The following is a 21,420-nucleotide window of genomic DNA, read 5'->3' on the forward strand; positions in this document are numbered from 1 at the left end:
AGCCGGGCGCGGAAATTTATCAGGAGCCCAGACGGTAGTTCGGGGACTCTTTGGTGATCGTCACGTCGTGAACGTGGCTCTCCTGGATACCCGCACCGCTGATGCGTACGAATTCCGCTTTGGTACGCAGCAGGTCAATGGTACCACAGCCGGTCAGACCCATACAGGAGCGCAGGCCGCCCATCTGCTGGTGAATGATCTCTTTCAGGCGGCCTTTATACGCCACACGGCCTTCAATACCTTCCGGCACCAGTTTGTCTGCGGCGTTATCGGTCTGGAAGTAACGGTCGGAGGAACCTTTGGACATCGCGCCCAGGGAGCCCATACCGCGGTAGGATTTATAAGAACGCCCCTGGTAGAGTTCGATTTCACCCGGGGATTCTTCGGTACCGGCCAGCATGGAGCCCACCATCACGGCTGCGGCACCTGCGGCGATCGCTTTGGCGATGTCGCCAGAGAAACGGATACCGCCGTCCGCGATGACCGGAATACCGGTACCTTCCAGCGCTTCGACCGCGTCAGAAACCGCCGTGATCTGCGGCACGCCTACGCCGGTGACGATACGGGTGGTACAGATAGAGCCAGGACCGATACCCACTTTCACCGCGCTGCAACCCGCTTCCGCCAGCGCGCGAGCGCCTGCGCCGGTTGCTACGTTACCGCCGATGATCTGGAGATCCGGGTATTTAGCACGGGTTTCACGAATACGTTGCAGAACGCCTTCGGAGTGGCCGTGGGAGGAGTCAATCAGCAGCACGTCAACGCCCGCAGCAACCAGCGCGTCAACGCGCTCTTCGTTACCCGCACCTGCGCCAACCGCAGCGCCGACGCGCAGACGGCCATGCTCGTCTTTACAGGCGTTCGGTTTACGTTCTGCTTTCTGGAAATCTTTAACGGTGATCATGCCGCGCAGGTGGAAGTTCGCGTCCACTACCAGCGCTTTCTCAACGCGTTTTTCGTGCATTTTCGCCAGCACCACGTCGCGGGTTTCGCCTTCACGCACGGTCACCAGACGCTCTTTTGGCGTCATGTAGACGCTGACAGGCTGGTTCAGGTCAGTCACGAAACGCACGTCACGACCGGTAATGATACCCACCAGTTCGTTGTCTTCAGTGACTACTGGATAGCCTGCAAAGCCGTTACGCTCGGTCAGGGCTTTCACTTCGTGCAGCGTGGTGGTTGGCAGAACGGTCTGAGGATCGGACACGATACCGGATTCATGCTTCTTCACGCGGCGAACTTCTTCCGCCTGACGCTCGATAGACATGTTTTTGTGGATAAAGCCAATGCCGCCTTCCTGTGCCAGGGCGATAGCCAGACGCGCTTCAGTCACGGTGTCCATTGCTGCGGAGAGCATAGGAATGTTCAGACGAATGGTTTTCGTCAACTGCGTGCTGAGGTCGGCAGTATTCGGCAGAACGGTGGAGTGAGCGGGAACGAGGAGGACGTCGTCAAACGTCAGTGCTTCTTTAGCGATACGTAGCATGGGCAATATCTCTGACCTGGGTGGTTAAATATTGCCGTGGCATTATACAGAGCGTAACCGATTGCATCCACACTTTTTTGAAAAAAATGCTTGCGCTCACCTCTCAGCAGGTTACTATCGACTGAATAACTTGCTGATTTAGAATTTGATCCCGCTCACATGTTATCCTCTCAATCCCCCTCAATTTATACTGTCAGCCGCCTTAATCAGACGGTGCGTTTGCTGCTTGAGCAGGAAATGGGTCAGGTCTGGATCAGCGGTGAAATCTCTAACTTCACGCAGCCTGCTTCCGGTCACTGGTACTTTACGCTGAAAGACGACACCGCTCAGGTGCGCTGCGCGATGTTCCGCAACAGCAACCGTCGCGTGACGTTCCGCCCTCAGCATGGCCAGCAGGTTCTGGTTCGCGCCAACATTACCCTGTATGAGCCGCGCGGCGATTATCAGATTATCGTCGAGAGCATGCAGCCCGCCGGTGAAGGCTTGCTGCAACAGAAGTACGAGCAGCTCAAAGCCATGCTTTCGGCTGAGGGATTGTTCGACCAGCAGTTTAAAAAGCCCCTGCCCTCACCCGCTCACTGCGTTGGGGTCATTACCTCGAAAACCGGTGCGGCCCTGCACGATATTTTGCACGTCCTGAAGCGCCGTGACCCTTCCCTGCCCGTCATTATTTACCCAACTGCCGTTCAGGGTGACGATGCGCCGGGGCAGATCGTGCGCGCGATTGAACTGGCAAATGCCCGTCAGGAGTGTGATGTATTAATCGTTGGGCGCGGCGGCGGCTCGCTGGAAGACCTTTGGAGCTTTAACGACGAGCGCGTGGCGCGGGCAATCTTTGCCAGCCTTATCCCGGTGGTAAGCGCCGTCGGTCACGAAACGGATGTGACGATTGCCGATTTTGTCGCGGATTTACGCGCGCCCACGCCGTCCGCGGCGGCAGAGGTAGTCAGCCGTAACCAGCTGGAGCTGCTGCGTCAGATCCAGAACGGGCAGCAGCGCCTGGAGATGGCGATGGACTACTTCCTCGCCAACCGTACCCGCCGCTTTACCCAGCTTCACCATCGTCTGCAACAGCAGCATCCGCAATTGCGTCTGGCGCGTCAACAAACCGTGCTGGAACGTCTGCGTCAGCGGATGAACTTCGCGCTGGATAACCAGCTTAAGCGGGCGGTATCTCGCCAGCAGCGCGTAACGCAGCGTCTGAACCAGCAAAACCCGCAGCCGAAGATTTATCGCGCACAAACGCGTATCCAGCAGCTTGAGTTCCGCCTCGCGGAAAATATCCGCTCACGCCTGAGCACCACGCGCGAGCGTTTCGGCAATGCGGTCACCCATCTGGAAGCCGTCAGCCCGCTCTCCACGCTGGCTCGCGGCTATAGTGTGACCACCGCGACGGACGGCAAAGTGCTGAAACAAACGAAACAGGTTAAAGCCGGGGATGTGCTCACCACCCGGCTTTCTGACGGCTGGGTCGAGAGTGAGGTCAAAGAGATCAAACCGGTGAAAAAAACGCGCCAGCGTAAAAGCGGATAAATCTTCGCCGGTTACAACTATACTGCTGCTATTGCCTTTTTTAATAAGGAGAGCAGCATGCCCCATTTTCATAGCGTCATCCCTCCGTATATTCTTCGCCGTATTATCGAAAGCGGTTCTGAGCCGCAGCAGCGCTGCGCCCGTCAGACCTTAACCCACGTCCAGACGCTGATGGCCCATATGCCGGGCAAACCCGCCGCGCCGCACGTGAATAAAGCCGGACAGCTGGAGCGCGATATTTACGACGCGAAGCAAACCCAGGAGCTGCCGGGTACGCAGGTGCGTTACGAAGGCCAGCCGTCGAACGGCGATGTGGCGGTGGATGAAGCGTACGATTATCTGGGTATCACCCATGATTTCTTCTGGAAAGAATATCAGCGCGATTCACTCGATAACAAAGGACTGATCCTCACCGGCACCGTGCATTATGGTCGGGAATATCAGAACGCCTTCTGGAACGGCCAGCAGATGGTCTTTGGCGACGGTGACGGAGAAATCTTCAACCGCTTCACCATTGCCATCGACGTGGTGGCGCATGAGCTGAGCCACGGCGTGACCGAGACCGAAGCCGGGCTGATTTATTTTGAACAGTCGGGCGCGCTAAACGAGTCGCTGTCAGACGTGTTTGGCTCGCTGGTGAAGCAATATCATCTGAAGCAAACCGCCGATAAAGCAGACTGGCTGATTGGTGAAGGGCTGCTGGCAGCGGGGATTAACGGCAAAGGGCTACGTTCCATGTCTGAACCCGGTACCGCCTACGACGATCCGCTGCTCGGCAAAGACCCGCAGCCCGCGCACATGAAAGACTTCATCAAAACGCGCGAGGATAACGGCGGCGTGCATCTTAACTCCGGCATCCCCAACCGCGCGTTTTACCTGGCCGCAACGGCGATCGGTGGCTACGCCTGGGAAAAAGCGGGTTATGCCTGGTACGACACAGTTTGCGATCGCAACCTGGCGCAGGATGCGGATTTTGACGCCTTTGCAAAACTGACGATCGCGCACGGCGAGAAACGATCCGGTAGCGACGTTGGGGCGGCCATTAAACAAGCCTGGGAACAGGTAGGAGTGCTGTAAATGCAGGTTCCGGAACTGACGGATGACGCCGTGGTTGAGCTGGCCCGGGAAGGCGGCGTCGCCTTTATCCCTAAGCTGAGCGGCCAGCGCACCATTGCGCTCTCCTCGCTTAATGAGGCCCAGCGCCAGCGCCTGGTGAGCATTCTTGAGCAGGCTTTCCCGCGCGGCCAGCCGCCCGGGCAAGCCTCTTCCCCCGGCAGCGGTGACCAGCGCTATTTCCGCATCCAGATTATCTGGACCGGCCAAAATCAGGCGCACTACGCCGATATCATCGTGCTGGTACCCGAGCAGGAAGCACCCGAGTCGCTGGTGGAACTGTGGCAGAAAGGTGAAGGCTGCGTGTGCGATTAACCTTCAGCCCGAACAAACTCCACGCGTTTTTTAGAGATAAGACCGTGGCCGTTCTGGCAAAAATAGTCCACCGCACCACAGGCTTTTAGTACCTGGAGTGGCTGATGACACTCCGGGCAGCGGGCTTCGAGCGCGATATCTTTATTACAATTTTCGCAGTGCGCTACCCCGTTCAGGGGCTCCAGCGGTGTCTGGCAATCCGGGCAGGTAATCGTCATGGTGACTCCTTCAAAGCGTTCAGGTCTGCGATAATTTTACCACGTCGCGTTCAGTGCGGGCCACGCAACTGTTGCTGTAAGGTCAGCAGCAGCGTCACCTCCTCGACCCTGCGGCGCGTCGTGCGGCTCACCTGGTGCGGATCCCGTTCAAAGAGACTTTTTGCTCCCAGAATATGCTCCGCAAGGCAATGCTCGTAGATCGTACCGGGAATATGCCAGCGCTGAATTTCTTTACCCTTAATCAGCTCCAGCACATCTTCTGCGCCGCGTCGGTCGTGGCTGACGATGCGCCCGTCGCGCAAATGGAAGCGTAATCCCTTTTGCCCGCCCGCAGGCCCCGCGTATTTGTTAAGCCAGATGTCCACCGGCACGCCGCTGATGCTTCCCTGCAAATGCGCCTCGCCTTCCGCCGTGGTCAGATCGCCCGTTGCGATTTCGCGGCCCAGGCGGTCTTTTGCTGTCACCACCTGCAACGTCATATCGTCACTGCCGCCCAGGTAACGCACCGTTTCACGCAGCATCGCCAGCACGTGCGTACCGATATCCAGAATCACACCATCTGGATGGCGAAGCGTTCGCGCGTCTGGCTCGCCGGTGGCGAAGTTGAGCGCAATGGGCTCTCCTTCGGCGTTATACCCGCTTGGCTCCTGCAAAAAACCTTCGATTTTGACGATGTCAGAAACATGAGCGACCAGTGATTGCTTTACGCTATCGAGACGCGCCATCCAGTGATCGAGCGCCAGCACGCGGTCGGCGGCTCCCGGTTGAGCCAGCAGCGCTTTCAGTTTTTCAATTTGGGGCAGCGTGGCGACAATCGGTTTTTCTACCACAATACGCGACGCGGGTGAGGCCAGCGCCTGCTCAAGCACCTCGAGATGGTACAGGGAGGAAGTGGTGATAAACAGGGTATCCAGCGGGTGGGAAAGAAGTTCACCGAGCGACGCGCAACGTGTGACCCCTTCAGGCTGCTTCTCGGGATGAATATCAAAACCTAAACAGCGCGGAGTATCAGGAAAAAGATTTCGTATTGCCGGTAAGTAAGCCGTTTCAACCACAGCACCAAGCCCAACAAACCCTAACAGCATGTTCTTACCTCGTTAAGTCAATTGCCGGGGCATAACGCCACCCCGGCAAGGTCGAGGTTTATCAGGCGTTAGCGGCCGGTTTAGTCTGCGCATTTTCCAGCATGCGGCGCACCGGAACAATGAGGACGATCAGCACCGCAGCACAAATCAGCAGCGCAATGGAGCAACGGGCAAAGAGGTCTGGCAGCATATCCAGCTGGTCGGCCTTCACGTGACCACCAATCAGCCCCGCAGCCAGGTTACCCAGCGCACTGGCGCAGAACCACAGGCCCATCATCTGGCCGCGCATTCTCTCCGGCGCCAGCAGGGTCATGGTCGCAAGACCAATCGGACTCAGGCACAGTTCCCCGAGCGTCAGCATCAGGATACTGCCCACCAGCCAGAACGGAGAAACCCCTGCCCCACCGTTGCTCAGCACGTTCTGCGCCGCCAGCATCATCAGGCCAAAGCCCGCCGCCGCGCACAGAATGCCGATCACGAACTTGGTGATGCTGCTCGGACGAATGTTTTTGCTCGCCAGCTTCGGCCATGCCCAGCTAAATACCGGGGCCAGCAGAATGATGAACAGGGCATTGATCGACTGGAACCACACCGCCGGGATCTCAAAATCACCGATCATGCGGTTAGTGTAGTCGTTGGCGAACAGGTTGAAGGAGGTTGGCTTCTGCTCGAACGCGGACCAGAAGAACGCGGCGGAGACCAGCAGAATAAAGCACACCAGCAGCCTTGCGCGCTCTTTGCGATTCAGCCCGGCGAAGATGAACAGATAGATGAAGTAGAGCGCGACGGAGGCGGCAATCACATACACCAGCACGCTGGCGACCGCGACCGGATTAATCACAATCACGCCCTGGGCAATCAACGTTACGATGATTGCAACACCCACAGCCAGCGCCAGCAGCCAGGCACCCACGCCGTTACGTTTCACTACCGGACTGTTCCAGGTGGAGTCCAGACCGACTTCACTGTCGTAGCACTTCATGGCCGGAACGGCAAACACGCGGAAGATAATCAGGGCGACCAGCATCCCGATACCACCGATACCAAAGCCCCAGTGCCAGCCGTGGGTTTTAATCAGCCAGCCGGAAATCAGAGGGGCAATGAACGAGCCCATGTTGATGCCCATATAGAACAGCGAGAAACCGCCGTCACGACGCGCATCGCCTTTTTTATACAGGGTGCCGACCATGACCGAGATACAGGTCTTGAACAGGCCGGAGCCGAGCACGATAAACATCAGGCCGATGAAGAACAGGTTGTCGCCCATGATGGCCGACAGGGCGATCGACAGGTGCCCGAGCGCAATCAAAATCGAACCGTACCAGACGGCCCGCTGCTGGCCGAGCCAGTTATCCGCCAGCCAGCCGCCCGGCAGCGCAGCGAGGTACATGGTGCCGGCAAAGATGCCGACAATCGCCGAGGCGTTTTCACGCGCCAGGCCCATTCCGCCGTCATAGACGGTGGCGGCCATAAACAGAATCAGTAGCGGGCGAATACCGTAAAACGAAAAACGCTCCCACATCTCGGTGAAGAACAGCGAACCGAGCGGATAAGGATGGCCGAAGAAGGTTCGGCTCTCTTTTTGATTAACAGAGGATTGCATAATTCTCCCGAAAAGGTATGTGTCGTGCTTGTAAACACCAGCATGTACGCCGAACGGTTACGTATCCGATCGATTTTTTACATGCGGCGAAATGTTGGTTAACCATTTGATAACCAGGCGCTAGTTTTGTCTAGTACCGAACCCTGGACTTTAAGACGAAAATTCGATGATTGTCTACTTTCTTAGATATAAACATGGTTAAAAGCGAATAGTGATTGACATCACACAGGGAAGGCAGGCCTTTTGAATGGGCGAAAAAAACCCGCGACAGGCGCGGGTTTTAGTGAGTTCGGTAAGAATTATTTGCTTTTCTTAATGTGCTTAATCAAACGCTTACGCTTACGCATCTGGTTCGGCGTCAGGGTGTTGCGTTTATTCGCAAACGGGTTCTCCCCTTCCTTGAACTGAATACGGATAGGCGTACCCATCACGTCCAGCGACTTGCGGAAGTAGTTCATCAGGTAGCGTTTGTAGGAGTCCGGCAGATCCTTCACCTGGTTACCGTGGATCACCACGATAGGCGGGTTATACCCCCCGGCGTGAGCATATTTCAGCTTCACGCGACGACCGCGCACCAGCGGCGGTTGGTGGTCTTCAGCAGCCATGTTCATGATACGGGTCAGCATCGCCGTGCTCTGACGGCGGGTAGAGCTGTCATAGGCTTCACGAACGGATTCGAACAGGTTGCCAACACCACTCCCGTGCAGGGCAGAAATGAAGTGAACGCGGGCAAAGTCGATAAAGCCCAGACGGAAGTCCAGCGTCTCTTTCACCTGCTCGCGCACTTCATTGCTCAGGCCGTCCCACTTGTTGACGACGATAACCAGTGAGCGCCCACTATTGAGGATAAAGCCAAGCAGAGAGAGATCCTGATCGGAGATACCTTCACGTGCGTCGATGACCAGCAGCACCACGTTGGCGTCTTCAATCGCCTGAAGAGTTTTGATCACCGAGAATTTTTCTACCACATCGGTGATTTTCCCGCGCTTACGCACCCCTGCGGTGTCGATAAGTACGTACTCACGTTCATCGCGCTGCATTGGAATGTAAATGCTGTCACGCGTTGTGCCTGGCATGTCGTAAACCACCACGCGCTCTTCACCGAGAATACGGTTAGTAAGCGTAGACTTACCTACGTTTGGGCGACCCACGATAGCCAGCTTGATAGGCAGATCCTGCGGGTTGAAGTCGTCTTCCGGCTCTTCCTCGCCTTCCTCTCCGGCTTCAAACTGCGCCCAGTATTCAGCGTCCTCGTCCACCTCTTCCGGCGGGTTCACTTCATCCACCCACGGCAGCAGAACGGTTTCCAGCAGGCTGGTGACGCCACGACCATGCGAGGCCGCGATAGGATAAATATCGCCCAGGCCTAAAGACCAGAAATCCGCAACAGCCTGATCGGCATCGATGCCGTCAGTTTTGTTCGCCACCAGGAAGGTTGGCTTTTCGCGTGAACGCAGATGTTTAGCAATAGCAGAATCCGCGGGCATCAGGCCAGCGCGAGCATCCACCATAAACAGAACCACATCCGCTTCTTCGATAGCCAGCAGAGATTGCTCTGCCATGCGGGTTTCTACGCCGTCTTCCGTACCGTCAATACCCCCGGTATCGATACAGATGAACTCGCGTCCTTCCACCTCTGCACGACCGTACTTACGGTCACGCGTCAGCCCCGGGAAATCCGCAACCAGCGCATCACGGGTGCGTGTTAAACGGTTAAAAAGAGTGGATTTTCCAACGTTAGGGCGCCCGACAAGCGCGACCACAGGTACCATGTTTGAAGCCTCATAAAATTCAAAATAACGTCGCTTTCGCAGCGTTTTTAAAAATGTCAAAACGGCTCCTGAGTGAACAGGAGCCGTTTAGTATACTACAACCGCCGTGTAATTAACGCGTGATCGCGTACAGCGTGCCGTCTTTTGCCTGAATCAGCAGTTTGCCGTCAGCCACAACGGGCTCCGTCAGGAAGCCTGAGCTATCCACTTTCTGCTGTGCCACGAAGCGACCATTCTCTGGATCGATCCAGTGCATATAGCCTTCGCTGTCGCCCACCACCAGGCTGCCGTTATACAGTGCTGGTGCGGTCAGCAGACGGTGCAGCAGATCGCTCTGCGTCCACAGCGTCACGCCACCTTCGGTGCTCAGCGCCAGCAGACGGTCGTTCTGATCCACCATATAAATACGGTTGCCGTCGACGATGAAATCGTTCACGGAACCCAGCTCACGTTTCCACATGATCTGGCCGCTACGCAGGTCCAGCGCCGTCAGGTTGCCGTTGTACGCCAGCGCGTAAACCACACCGTCGACGATAACTGGCGTGGTGTCCACGTCACTCAGACGGTCAATTTCAGTTGAACCGGTCGCCTGGGAAATACGCTGCTGCCAGATCATCTGGCCCTGCTGCATCAGTACCGCGCTGACACGGCCGTTGTCACCGCCCACAATGGCGGCGCCAAAGGCGGTCGCCGGAGCAGATTCACCACGCAGAGACAGCGCTGGCATATCCAGGTTAACCGTCCATTTTACCAGACCATCGGCTTCGTTCAGCGCCTGCAACTGGCCGTTGCTGGTATGGATCAGCACCAGGCCGTCGCTGACAACCGGACGCGACAAGGATTCACCGGCAACGGTGGTCTGCCATGCAACCGAACCGTCGCTGGCATTCAGCGCGTAAACCTGCGCTTTTTCGCTACCCACATACACGTGACCGCCAGCAACGGTCAGGCCGCCAGAAAGCAGTGCAGGTTTACGGGAGAACCAGCCGTCTTTTTCCGCCAGGTTAATGGACCACACTTCTTTTCCGTCATCAGCGTTCAGCGCTTTAACGGTGCCTTTGCGATCGGCCGCATAGACAACGCCGTCAGCAAATGCCGGGTGCAGGTTGGAATAAAAATCGCCAATACCATCTCCCACAGAGGTGTCCCAGGCGGTGGATGGGGTGAACTGGTTTTCAACCGTCGGCAGCGGGGACATTTTAACAACGTCTTCTTCGCCACTGAACAGTGAACAACCACTCAATAACGTAACAGAAAGCAGTCCTGGCAGAAGTAATTTACGCAATTGCATTGGGTCCCTCTCAGACGGACAAATTATTTATTTTCATCTGCATCATTTCGCTCAGCGCAGGTGAAGCTTTACTATCCACGCCAGCTTGCCACGCTTTACGCGCGCCCGCTTTATCACCTTTACTCAGCAGTGCTTCACCGCGAAGATCGGCAACAATAGCGGCAAAGCCTTCGCCTTTGATGGTATCAAGCGTTTTCAGCGCGTCGTCGGCTTTTTTCTGCTGAACCTGGATACGCGCCAGACGCAGATTGATCACCGCTTTCAGATTTTCGTCACTGGCAGCAGCAAGCCCCTGAGACAGTTGCGCAGCGGCTTTGTCCAGTTCGTTTTTATCAACATACTGCTGAGCCACTTCCAGCGCAGCCAGCGCGCCGTAGGTGTTTTTGTTGTCAGCGGCAAATTTCTCCGCAGCCGTCAACGTTTGCGGCTGATCGGCACGAATTGCGCTAACGGTATTTTCGTAGTTCAGGGACGAACCGCGAGCAGAGTCAGCCTGATGATTGTTCCAGTAACGCCAGCCTACCAGCGCACCAACACCTAAAATAACCCCTACAACCAGTGCCTTGCCGTTTTCAGCAAAGAAGCGCTTAACCGCATCAACCTGGTCGTGTTCGTTCTCGTAAATTTCCACGCAGTCCTTCTCCTTAGCCCAATAGAGTGCGCAAGTGCGCCGCAACGCCATCCTGCGTTACCGTAGTTTGCTCACCAGAGCGCAGGTCTTTGACTACCACTTCGCCGTTGGCCACTTCGGACTCACCCAGCACCAGTGCGATACTTGCGCCCCACTTATCGGCACGAGCAAACTGTTTTTTAAAGTTGCCGCCGCCGTGGTTGGTCATCAGCTTAACGCCCGGCAGCGCATCGCGCACGCGTTCGGCAAGCTGCATCGCCGCAGACTGCGTATCCGCACCTGAGGCCACCAGGTATATATCGACAACAGGATCGGCTTTAAATTCCGGATTAACTGCCTGAACCAGCAAAACAAGTCGCTCAAGGCCCATCGCGAAGCCTACTGCCGGTGCTGCGCGACCACCCAGTTGCTCGACCAGACCGTCATAACGACCACCGGCACAGACGGTGCCCTGCGAACCGAGGCTGGTGGTGACCCACTCAAATACGGTGCGGTTGTAGTAGTCCAGACCGCGCACCAGACGCTGGTTAACGGTATAAGCAATGCCCGCCGCTTCAAGCAGCTTGCACAGGCCAGCAAAGTGTTCGCGGGAATCCTCATCCAGGTAGTCACCCAGCGCTGGCGCATCGTTCAGCAGCGCCTGTACGTCAGGATTTTTGGAATCGAGTACGCGCAGCGGGTTGCTGTACATACGACGCTTACAGTCTTCGTCGAGCTTCTCTTTGTGCTGTTCCAGGAACGCCACCAGCGCATCGCGATAGTTCGCACGCGCTTCCAGAGAACCGATAGAGTTCAGCTCCAGGGATACGTGCTGAGAAATACCGAGCGCACGCCACCAGCGGGCAGTCAGCATAATCAGTTCGGCATCGATATCTGGCCCTTGCAGACCAAACACTTCCACGCCAAGCTGGTTGAACTGACGGTAGCGGCCTTTTTGCGGACGTTCGTGGCGGAACATCGGGCCGATATACCACAGGCGCTGCTCCTGATTGTACAGGAGACCATGTTCGATGCCGGCGCGTACGCAACCCGCCGTCCCCTCAGGACGCAGGGTCAGGCTGTCGCCGTTGCGGTCCTCAAAGGTATACATCTCTTTTTCAACCACGTCGGTTACTTCGCCGATCGCGCGTTTGAATAACGGGGTCTGCTCTACAATCGGCAAACGAATTTCGCTGTAACCGTAGCTGCCGAGCACCTGCTTCAGTGTGCCTTCAATGCGCTGCCAGATGGCGGTTTCGCCAGGCAGATAATCGTTCATGCCGCGGATGGCTTGAATGTTTTTTGCCACGTTTATTCTCTTTCTATATACAAAAAAGAACCCAAAGAATGGGTTCAATCATACATGGGAAGCAGCCTGCTTCCCATCACGTTATTTTTCAACCTGCTGAACGCTGATGCGCTTCGCTTCGTCCATCATCGTCGCTTTCGCGCGAATCCGGGCTTCGAGCTGGTCGATCATATCACTATTATCCAGACGATCTTTACGAACGCCATCTTCATAGAGACCACTTTTCTTGTTACCGCCGGTCACGCCCAGCGTGGACACCAGCGCTTCACCCGGACCGTTCACCACGCAGCCGATGATGGAAACGTCCATCGGGGTAATGATGTCTTCCAGGCGCTGCTCCAGAGCATTCACGGTGCCGATCACGTCAAACTCCTGACGTGAACAGGTTGGGCAGGCAATGAAGTTGATCCCACGCGCGCGGATACGCAGTGATTTCAGGATGTCGAAACCGACTTTGATCTCTTCCACCGGATCGGCGGCCAGGGAGACGCGTAACGTGTCGCCGATGCCTTCAGAGAGCAGCAGGCCGAGACCAATCGCCGATTTTACCGAACCGCTTCGCAGACCGCCCGCCTCGGTGATCCCAAGGTGGAGCGGCTGATCGATCTGTTTTGCCAGCAGACGATACGATTCAACGGCCAGGAAGACGTCAGACGCTTTCACGCTCACTTTAAACTGATCGAAGTTAAGGCGATCCAGATGATCGACGTGACGCATTGCGGATTCGAGCAGCGCCTGCGGCGTCGGCTCACCGTACTTTTCCTGGAGATCTTTTTCCAGAGAGCCAGCGTTCACGCCGATACGGATTGGAATGTTTTTGTCGCGGGCGCAGTCAACCACCATGCGAATGCGCTCTTCGTTGCCGATGTTGCCTGGGTTAATACGCAGGCAATCGACACCATATTCAGCGACTTTCAGCGCGATACGGTAATCGAAGTGAATATCGGCAACCAGCGGAACGCTCACCTGCTGCTTGATCAGTTTGAACGCCTCGGCGGCATCCATGGTCGGTACAGAGACGCGAACAATGTCCGCGCCTACGCGTTCTAATGCTTTGATTTGATTGACCGTCGCTTCTACATCCGTAGTACGCGTATTGGTCATCGACTGGACGGCGATAGGCGCCCCATCGCCGACTGGCACGTTCCCAACGTAAATCCGTTTCGATTTTCTACGTTGAATAGGAGCCTGGTTATGCATGTAAAATCTCCCGCATTGCCCGTCTGTTACTGTGCTGCTGATTGTTCGGCATTAACGGTAAGACGCGCAACCTGGTTAGTTCTGATAAAGCGGCTCAGATCGACAGGTTTTCCTTGATACTGGATCTGTACCGCTGCCGGTGCGCCGATTTTAAGCTTGTAAGGTGCCTGGCCCGTTAGATTTAACATGCCATCTTTACGTTGCAGGCCGCTGAACAGCTTTTTACCTGTCGCATCAGTCACTTCCAGCCAGCAATCCGCCGTGAAATTCATCACCAGCGCATTCGGGTCAACGGCAGGTGCCGCCGTACCCGCCGGGTCAGTTGGCAGTGAGGCCGCGGTGTTATCTGCCGGTGCCGTTGCCGCAGGGGCGGTATCAACATTGGCCTGTGAAGGTGATACGACCGCGTTTTGATCCTGGGCCTGGGTGGCTGGAGCGGTATTCGCCGTCGCTTCTGGCGTCGTCGCTGGCTCGGTTGCAGGCGTGCTGCTTGCTGCCGCCTGAGGTTCGCTGGAGGTCGCAGCTCCTTCGGTGCTCAGCGGCACGCTTTGCGCGCCGTTATTACCAGACTGATTGAGCTCAGCGGAGGACTGATCGGCCATCGTCGTGATCTCTTCCTGCTGCGCTTTGTGGTTTTGCCACCACCATGCGCCCGTCAGGCCGACAACCACGAACAGGACCAGCCAGGTAAAGCTCATCAGCCAGCCATCGCGTTTTTTACGACGTTTACCCAGAGAGAAGCTCTGCATCGGCGCAACTTTTGCCGCACGCACAGGCGCCTGCTTCTCCATCATCGGCAGTAATTCGTCTTCAGGGATATGAACCAGTTTGGCGTAAGAACGGATATAACCGCGCAGAAATGTTGAAGCCAGATCGGCGGGTGCCTTATCTTCTTCAATATCGCGAACGGTGGAAACCTTCAGGCACAGGCGTTCTGCAACGGCTTGCTGGCTGAGTCCGAGTTGTTCACGGGCGTTGCGAAGACGAACGCCAGTGGAGAGTGCTGCATTTTGATCGTGAGTGGCTTCAGTATTCATTCGCTACAACTACTGGTACGTGAAAATAAGGGTTCAGGTGCCGGTGAGTCACAATGCCACCCGCACCGCGAAACTTTAGGTCAGTTAACCTGGAACAAACAGTATAAGACTGTCGGGCCGCAGATGACAGCGCTGGCAGGCCTTCACGCTAAACTGTTGTTACGTCGTTACATACTGCCCGAAAGTCGTATGAAACGCACCGTAATTATTAATCAGTCATAAGGATTGTGACTGAATATTCAGTAAATTAATGCTTCACGGCGCAAAAAACGCGCCGTGTCTGCATAATAATCAAACGGTTTTGACCGCGATTGACTCACCCTGCATGCGCTTACGCAGCGTACGTTTGGTACGGTCAATAACGTCACCCGCCAGCTGACCACAGGCTGCGTCGATATCATCGCCACGCGTTTTACGAACGATGGTGGTGAAACCATACTCCATCAGCACTTTTGAGAAGCGATCGATACGGCTGTTCGAGCTACGGCCATACGGCGCGCCCGGGAACGGGTTCCATGGGATCAGGTTGATCTTACATGGCGTATCTTTCAGCAGTTCAGCCAGCTCATGTGCATGTTCGGTACCGTCGTTAACATGATCCAGCATCACGTATTCAATGGTCACGCGGCCCTGGTTCGCATTGGATTTCTCCAGGTAACGGCGCACGCCAGCCAGGAAGGTTTCGATATTGTACTTTTTGTTGATCGGCACAATTTCGTCACGGATGGCGTCGTTTGGCGCGTGAAGGGAGATGGCCAGCGCAACGTCAATCATGTCGCCCAGTTTGTCCAGCGCAGGCACAACGCCGGAAGTAGAGAGCGTAACGCGGCGCTTGGACAGACCAAAACCGAAATCGTCGAGCATGATTTCCATCGCCGGAACGACGTTGGTCAGGTTGAGCAGCGGTTCACCCATCCCCATCATCACCACGTTGGTGATTGGACGTGTACCAGTGACTTTCGCCGCGCCCACGATTTTCGCGGCACGCCAGACCTGGCCGATGATTTCCGACACGCGCAGGTTACGGTTAAAGCCCTGCTGCGCCGTAGAGCAGAATTTGCACTCCAGCGCACAGCCCACCTGAGAAGAGACGCACAGCGTGGCGCGATCGTCTTCCGGGATATACACGGTTTCAACGCGCTGATCGCCAACGGCAATGGCCCACTTGATGGTGCCATCTGAAGAGCGCTGCTCTTCCACCACTTCCGGTGCGCGGATTTCCGCCACTTCTTTAAGCTTATTGCGCAGCACTTTGTTGATGTCCGTCATGTCATCAAAGTTGTCGCTGCAATAGTGGTACATCCATTTCATGACCTGATCGGCACGAAATGGCTTCTCGCCCATCTCTTTAAAGAACTCGCGCATCTGCTGACGGTTCAGGTCCAGCAGGTTAATTTTTCCATTTTTATTGGGAACCGCAGGAATGGCGACTTCGGAGGTATTCACTAATTCAGACATAATTTTTTCCGGCCTCGTTGTTACACGTTGTGGCCCTTGGTGGGTTGAAAAGAAACGCCCCGGTAAGCAGTCTGCTCGTCCGGGGCGTTGCATTGTACAAAGTCTGGCGCAGGGATGCCACGTTTGCACGCGGCATTTACGAAATTATTAGCGAGTGCGCGGGCACACTTCGCCTTCAGCGAAGAAGAACGCGATTTCGCGCGCAGCAGATTCAACAGAGTCGGAACCGTGGGTGCCGTTCTCGGTGAAGCTGTCTGCGTAGTCGGCGCGCAGAGTACCTGCCAGCGCGTTGTCCGGGTTGGTTGCACCCAGCAGATCGCGGTGACGCTGTACCGCGTTTTCACCTTCCAGTACGGATACCACGATTGGGCCAGAGGTCATGAACTCGACCAGACCATCAAAGAATGGGCGACCTTCGTGCTCAGCGTAGAAACCGCGAGCCTGCTCAACGGTCAGGTGCAGCATTTTGGTGCCAACGATCTTAAACCCTGCTGATTCAAAGCGAGCGAAGATGCTGCCAATAACGTTTTTTGCCACCGCGTTTGGTTTGATGATGGAAAAAGTACGTTCAATAGCCATTGATAACCTCTGTAAAATGTTCTGTTGTTTTTGCATACCTGAGTATGGTGTGGCGCGGATTATAAAGAGCAATAGCGCCATTGCCTATGGTTATGCATAACATTTTTTTAAAATGAGACGAAGATTAGCAACAGCTCGTATTTCGCATACCGTGTTGATGATGAAAACAGAGCGGACACTGCTTTTCATCAGACGTAAATGACCAGAAATGACGGTGGCACGTCAGGCAAACGGCTTCATATGCCGGTATGGTCACGCTTTTCGTTGTTCCTTCTGTTTGCGTCACGTTTACCGCCGCATGCTGGCATACTGCTTCGCAGCCGCCGCACCCCGTACAGCGTCCGGTTTCCACGATCAGTTCAGCGTTCTCAAACCGAATCGCGTTTTCCGTACAACTTCGCCAGCACGCGCCGCACAGTATGCAGGATTTGGCATCGAGAGTTATCTCTGCCTCGCTAAACGCAGAAAACGCCCTGCGCAGTTCACGCTGACCGGGCACGACGCTACAGGCCCGGACATCCTCACGGGGAACGTGCATCAGCGCACGCCGGGCGGTATTAACCTCGTTGACGGGTATATGTTTAAACGCCCACGCCGCTTCACCGCGTCGACGAAGCGCCAGATTCAGCCGGGCAATCGCCAGCAACCAGTCAGGATTCTGCTCCGCGTCGATACTGATAAAACGAACGTGGTGCTGCGCGTGCCACAGCAGAAGCTCATTCACTCCTGGCGCACGGTCAGTAAACGGCCCAACAAGCGTATCGCCACACAGAAAGCGTTTTCGCGGCGTGATGCCGGTGATGGCCTCAGCGGGGCAGACGAACAGGCAGTCACCGCATTCAATACAGCGGCTGTCATCAACCGAGACGCCTGAGTCGGTAATAGAAAAAGTCTGCACAGGACAGACGTCCGCGCAGGTGAGGCAGGAGGCGTGGCGAAAACGGCGACGGACGCACGCATGCGTCACGTCCATCGCCGGGACAAAGGTCAATCCGCCCATCAGCCAATACTGAAGAAAACGAAGCGCAGCATCAGCTCACCGACAATCAGCAACGCGCTTCCCAGCAGCATGGGAGATCGCGCCGCTTTCAGACCGCCCGCAGCAAAGCACAGCATACCCGCAACGGATACGCACCAGCTCAGCAGATGCACGGTTCGCAGTTGCTCCAGCATCTGTAGCGGTGCGTGAGGGAACGTCACCACGGTGTTGTCCATAGCCGTAATATCTGCCAGCCAGACGGGCTGCATCACCAGACGCACAAGCACCAGCAGCGTGATAATGACAACCGCCGCACGCACGGTAGTCTGGGAACGCGTCCCAACGGCCATGCAGGCTGAACCGATAATCCCCACCGAACCGAAAAACAGCACCAGCGTGTTAACGTGCTGCCATGTCACCACGGATGCGTGCATGTAGATCTGCGCCATGCAGAACACATCGACTAAACCAACCAGACCTGCCACAACCAACAGTGGCTTCCAGCCTGGCTTTTTGACAAACATCAGCAGCGTTGCGAAGCCAAGTGCCGCAAGATAAAGACTGGCAAAGATAATCTCACGACTCAGCCAGGAGCTGGATACGTGGCGCAGCGCGTTAAGAGCATTAAGCGGATAGCCCATGTGCAGCGCGGAGGCGAGCAGCCCCAGGCTCGCCAGCACAAACGCTCCGGCTGCCGGCAGCAGCGCGCTGCGCTGCGTGCTTCCGAACGCCAGCCACAGCGTAACGCCAACCGATCCTTGCAGGAACAGCGTAAAAATCAGCAGCGGTAACTCATGCATGACGTTTCCCCTCTTTCTCTGCGCCCTGATGCGCTTTGATCACCAGGTTTGGTTTGGTGATGGAGGAATCAGGCAAGCCTTTCACATCACAGACCGCACCATACTTCGCCCGCAGTTCATCAATCGGCCCGAATTTAATCGCTTCGAGTGGACAGGTTGCCACACAGACGGGCTGCTCTCCCTTCGCCTGGAGATCCACGCAGAAATCACATTTGGACATCTGCCCGGTCTGCTCGTTGAGCTGTGGCGCGCCGTAAGGGCAAGACCATGCGCAGTAGCCGCAGCCGACGCACTTATCAGTATCAACGCGCACAATGCCGTCCCCCGGACGCTTATGCATCGCGGTGGTTGGACAGTTTTTGGTGCAGACAGGGTCTGCGCAGTGGTTACAGGAAATAGAGAGCGTGTAGGCAAAAACGTTGTTGCTGACGCCGCCCTGCCCGGTCGGGATAAAACTCCCGCCGTTGACTTCATAAACGCGACGGAAACGACGTCCGACCTCAAGGTTGTTTTTATCTTTGCACGCCACCTGGCATGCCTTGCAGCCCGAGCAGCGAGAAGAGTCGATATAAAAACCCAGCTGTTTGTCGCTCACCGGTGCGTAATGTTTAAACTGACTCATGCTTTAGCTACCTCCACCAGCATGGTTTGATGGGAATTCCCTTTCGCAAGCGCGGTAATACGGGCGGAACTGAGCACGTTCGCGCAGCCGCCTTTATCGATACCCTGCGCGTCCGGCTGCCACCAGGCGCCTGCCTGCATGGCCACCACGCCTGGAATGATGCGCGGCGTGACCTCCGCCGGGATCTCACAAATGCCGCGCGCGTTATGAATACGCACGGTATCCCCCTGCGCAATGCCGCGCTTTTGCGCATCCTGCGGGTTGATCCACAGCTTTTACTGCTGCGCCTCAATTAACCACGGGTTGGCGTACTGGGTGGAGTTAGCGCGGTTTTTCCCTTTCCAGGTGATCAGCTGGAGCGGGAAGGTTTTCGCCAGCTCGTCTTCCGGCCCTTCATGGGCAGGCACGTAGTGCGACAGCGCCGGAATTTCCGGGTGCTGCATGTCGTACAGACGCTGCGAGAAGATCTCAATTTTACCGGACGGCGTCGGGAACGGATGATTCTGCGGATCGCGAATGTTGTCTTCAAAGGCAACGTACGGCGCGCTTTTGAAAAGATGCTGACGCGTCTTCTGTAGCGTCGCGAAGTCCGGCAGGTTTTCATCCGGCATGGACAGCCGCGTCTGCTCCCAGATGTGCTCAATCCACGCTTTTTCGTCACGGCCCTCGCTGAACGCTGGCTCGACGCCAAGCTTAGCAGCGACCTCCCGCAGCCAGTCGTAGTCTGAACGGCGTTCAAATTCAGGTTCAATCAGCTTTTCTGACAGGATCAGATAGCTTGCCGTGCCCCAGGTTTCGCCGATATTCCAGCGTTCCATGAAGCTGGTTTCCGGCAAAAGCAGGTCGGCGTATCTGGCGCTCGGCGTCATAAACAGATCGCTTGCGACGATAAACTCGATTTTCGACTCGTCTTCCAGGACACGGGTTGCCTGATGAAGGTCCGGGTTCTGGTTAGCCAGATAATTGCCCGCCAGCGAGAACAGGATGCGGATATTGCTGTCCAGCTTCTCAGCGTCTTTCAGGCCATCTTCCGCGGTTACCTTAGAAGCATCATCCGCGGCCTGCACCCAGTTCATGACCGAAATTTTGGCGTTGACCGGGTTCTCCGGCATCTCTGGCCCGGCCGCAAATTTGCGGTTTGCGCAGCCGCCATAGCCTGCTGCCCAGCCGCCTTTCACCCCGACGTTACCCGTTAGCGTGGCCAGTATTGTCGAGCCGCGCGCGGTGCGCTCGCCGCAGTTATGACGCTGCGGTCCCCAGCCCTGAATCAGCGCGGCGGGCTTGGTGGTTGCGTAGTCGCGCGCCAGCTGACGAATAGTTTGTGCAGGCACGTGGGTGATTTTCTCTGCCCACTCAGGCGTTTTCGCCACGCCATCCTTTGCACCGCTCAGGTAAGCCATCAGGGATTCATTGGCCGGAACGCCCTCTGGCATGGCGTCTTCGTCAAAGCCCAGGGTGTAGCGTTGAATAAAGTCGCGATCGTGCAGATTCTCCGTGACGATCACATACATCATCGCGTCCATCAGGGCGTTGTCTGTTGTGGGAAGCAGCGGGATCCACTGATCGGCAAGGGAGGAAACCGTATCGGAATAGCGTGGGTCGACAACAATGAAGCGCGTGCCGTTTTGCTTCATCTTCTGGTAGAAGTGGTTGCTGTGCCCGAAGATGGTTTCCGTCGGGTTATGCCCCCAGAGAATGACCAGTTTGGTGTCCAGTAGCGTGTCCAGAGAGCTGCCGCTGGCGGCGGTGCCATAGGTATACGGCGTTGCCGCCGCCGTGTTACCCATACTGACCGAGTGATAGCTTTCGAGATAGCCGCCGGTTAAGTTGAGCAGACGACGAACCATTTTATCGCCAGAAAAGGTCCCGCCGGACACCGCGGTGCCCACATGAACATAGCGTGACGCAGCACCGTATTTTTGCGTAATAGTTTTTAATTGATTCGCAATGAGGGTGGTGGCTTCATCCCAGGTAATACGCTCGAATTTTCCTTCGCCACGTTTACCTACGCGTTTCATTGGATATTTCAGTCGATCGGGGTGATAAACAAATTTCCGATAAGCCCGACCACGAACGCAGGCGCGCATTACTGGCATCTGCGGATCCAGCGCGTTATCCGGACGCGTTGAAATTCGGGTCACAACGCCATCACTGACGTGAGCACGAATATCACACTTCCCGCCGCAGTCAAACGTACTACAGGTTTGCACCACTTTTTCTTCAGGCGTAGCGTCTGATACCGCCGTGCCCTGTGCCTGTACTTTGCCGGTTTTGACGACAAACGGCAGGGCGGCGAGCGCTGACCCTGCCTGAATAAACTGACGCCGGGATATGGCGGGAATAAACCCCACTCCCTGATGTTTATTTTTTTTCATTGCTCGTTCCTTCAAATAAAAACGCATTCTCGTTT

General features: G+C 56.0%; 18 protein-coding genes and 1 pseudogene. 3 read left to right on the forward strand and 16 right to left on the reverse strand.

All coding sequences use genetic code 11. The features are described 5' to 3' along the window. Nucleotides 1–19: 19 nt before the first annotated feature. On the reverse strand, nucleotides 20–1,486 hold the full coding sequence (gene guaB / locus ACQG1Y_RS16540) for an IMP dehydrogenase (protein WP_003860601.1): 1,467 nt from the start codon (nucleotides 1,484–1,486) through the stop codon (nucleotides 20–22). 159 nt (nucleotides 1,487–1,645) lie between these two features. Here guaB and xseA point away from each other — a divergent pair, with 159 nt between their 5' ends. The 3 genes from xseA to ACQG1Y_RS16555 are packed head-to-tail and all read left to right on the forward strand — an operon-like array spanning nucleotide 1,646 to nucleotide 4,447. Next, nucleotides 1,646–3,019 (forward strand): exodeoxyribonuclease VII large subunit, encoded by a 1,374-nt coding sequence (gene xseA / locus ACQG1Y_RS16545; protein ID WP_032654466.1) that lies wholly within the window; start codon nucleotides 1,646–1,648, stop codon nucleotides 3,017–3,019. Nucleotides 3,020–3,076: 57 nt separating this feature from the next. Beyond that, complete coding sequence (locus ACQG1Y_RS16550) at nucleotides 3,077–4,096, forward strand: M4 family metallopeptidase (protein WP_032654468.1); 1,020 nt, start codon at nucleotides 3,077–3,079, stop codon at nucleotides 4,094–4,096. Further along, nucleotides 4,097–4,447 (forward strand): protealysin inhibitor emfourin, encoded by a 351-nt coding sequence (locus ACQG1Y_RS16555; protein ID WP_006811517.1) that lies wholly within the window; start codon nucleotides 4,097–4,099, stop codon nucleotides 4,445–4,447. Here ACQG1Y_RS16555 and ACQG1Y_RS16560 read toward each other — a convergent pair. From ACQG1Y_RS16560 to ACQG1Y_RS16630, 15 genes and pseudogenes are all read right to left on the reverse strand, one after another. Then, nucleotides 4,444–4,665, reverse strand: coding sequence for a zinc ribbon domain-containing protein (locus ACQG1Y_RS16560; protein WP_017692930.1), 222 nt, complete (start codon nucleotides 4,663–4,665; stop codon nucleotides 4,444–4,446). The genes ACQG1Y_RS16555 and ACQG1Y_RS16560 overlap by 4 nt on opposite strands. A 50-nt stretch (nucleotides 4,666–4,715) precedes the next feature. Then, the gene (locus ACQG1Y_RS16565; protein WP_023295138.1) at nucleotides 4,716–5,750 is read right to left on the reverse strand and encodes a Gfo/Idh/MocA family oxidoreductase; all 1,035 of its coding nucleotides are present in this window, start codon (nucleotides 5,748–5,750) and stop codon (nucleotides 4,716–4,718) included. A gap of 61 nt (nucleotides 5,751–5,811) precedes the next feature. Further along, entirely contained in the window at nucleotides 5,812–7,353 is a 1,542-nt protein-coding gene (locus ACQG1Y_RS16570) for a peptide MFS transporter (protein WP_033487450.1), read from the reverse strand. Nucleotides 7,354–7,652: 299 nt separating this feature from the next. Then, nucleotides 7,653–9,125, reverse strand: a complete 1,473-nt coding sequence (gene der, locus ACQG1Y_RS16575) for a ribosome biogenesis GTPase Der (RefSeq protein WP_022648998.1) — start codon at nucleotides 9,123–9,125, stop codon at nucleotides 7,653–7,655. A gap of 112 nt (nucleotides 9,126–9,237) precedes the next feature. Continuing rightward, the gene (gene bamB / locus ACQG1Y_RS16580) at nucleotides 9,238–10,416 is read right to left on the reverse strand and encodes an outer membrane protein assembly factor BamB (RefSeq protein WP_017383525.1); all 1,179 of its coding nucleotides are present in this window, start codon (nucleotides 10,414–10,416) and stop codon (nucleotides 9,238–9,240) included. Between the two features lie 10 nt (nucleotides 10,417–10,426). Continuing rightward, nucleotides 10,427–11,047 carry a YfgM family protein gene (locus ACQG1Y_RS16585; protein ID WP_017383526.1) on the reverse strand — a complete coding sequence of 207 codons (621 nt, stop codon included), beginning with the start codon at nucleotides 11,045–11,047 and terminating at the stop codon, nucleotides 10,427–10,429. A gap of 13 nt (nucleotides 11,048–11,060) precedes the next feature. After that, entirely contained in the window at nucleotides 11,061–12,335 is a 1,275-nt protein-coding gene (gene hisS, locus ACQG1Y_RS16590) for a histidine--tRNA ligase (protein WP_017692928.1), read from the reverse strand. Between the two features lie 81 nt (nucleotides 12,336–12,416). After that, nucleotides 12,417–13,535, reverse strand: coding sequence for a flavodoxin-dependent (E)-4-hydroxy-3-methylbut-2-enyl-diphosphate synthase (gene ispG, locus ACQG1Y_RS16595; protein ID WP_017383528.1), 1,119 nt, complete (start codon nucleotides 13,533–13,535; stop codon nucleotides 12,417–12,419). A gap of 26 nt (nucleotides 13,536–13,561) precedes the next feature. Then, nucleotides 13,562–14,572, reverse strand: coding sequence for a cytoskeleton protein RodZ (rodZ, locus tag ACQG1Y_RS16600; RefSeq protein ID WP_063138669.1), 1,011 nt, complete (start codon nucleotides 14,570–14,572; stop codon nucleotides 13,562–13,564). A 291-nt stretch (nucleotides 14,573–14,863) separates the two neighbouring features. Continuing rightward, nucleotides 14,864–16,030 carry a bifunctional tRNA (adenosine(37)-C2)-methyltransferase TrmG/ribosomal RNA large subunit methyltransferase RlmN gene (locus ACQG1Y_RS16605; RefSeq protein WP_003860623.1) on the reverse strand — a complete coding sequence of 389 codons (1,167 nt, stop codon included), beginning with the start codon at nucleotides 16,028–16,030 and terminating at the stop codon, nucleotides 14,864–14,866. Nucleotides 16,031–16,177: 147 nt separating this feature from the next. After that, on the reverse strand, nucleotides 16,178–16,609 hold the full coding sequence (gene ndk / locus ACQG1Y_RS16610; RefSeq protein WP_003860625.1) for a nucleoside-diphosphate kinase: 432 nt from the start codon (nucleotides 16,607–16,609) through the stop codon (nucleotides 16,178–16,180). Nucleotides 16,610–16,733: 124 nt separating this feature from the next. Beyond that, nucleotides 16,734–17,609 carry a 4Fe-4S binding protein gene (locus ACQG1Y_RS16615; RefSeq protein WP_315748367.1) on the reverse strand — a complete coding sequence of 292 codons (876 nt, stop codon included), beginning with the start codon at nucleotides 17,607–17,609 and terminating at the stop codon, nucleotides 16,734–16,736. Beyond that, entirely contained in the window at nucleotides 17,609–18,388 is a 780-nt protein-coding gene (locus ACQG1Y_RS16620) for a dimethyl sulfoxide reductase anchor subunit family protein (protein WP_032103986.1), read from the reverse strand. The genes ACQG1Y_RS16615 and ACQG1Y_RS16620 overlap by 1 nt, the downstream gene beginning before the upstream one ends. After that, a complete protein-coding gene (locus ACQG1Y_RS16625) occupies nucleotides 18,381–19,010 on the reverse strand; it encodes a DMSO/selenate family reductase complex B subunit (RefSeq protein WP_015572168.1) in 630 nt (209 codons plus the stop codon). Before ACQG1Y_RS16625 ends, ACQG1Y_RS16620 begins: the two co-directional genes overlap by 8 nt. After that, a pseudogene (locus tag ACQG1Y_RS16630) lies at nucleotides 19,007–21,385 on the reverse strand (DMSO/selenate family reductase complex A subunit). Before ACQG1Y_RS16630 ends, ACQG1Y_RS16625 begins: the two are co-directional and overlap by 4 nt. Between the last annotated feature and the right edge of the window lie 35 nt (nucleotides 21,386–21,420).

The sequence above is a fragment of the Enterobacter cloacae complex sp. 397G4 genome, from assembly GCF_050031515.1.
Classification (GTDB): domain Bacteria; phylum Pseudomonadota; class Gammaproteobacteria; order Enterobacterales; family Enterobacteriaceae; genus Enterobacter; species Enterobacter hormaechei_C.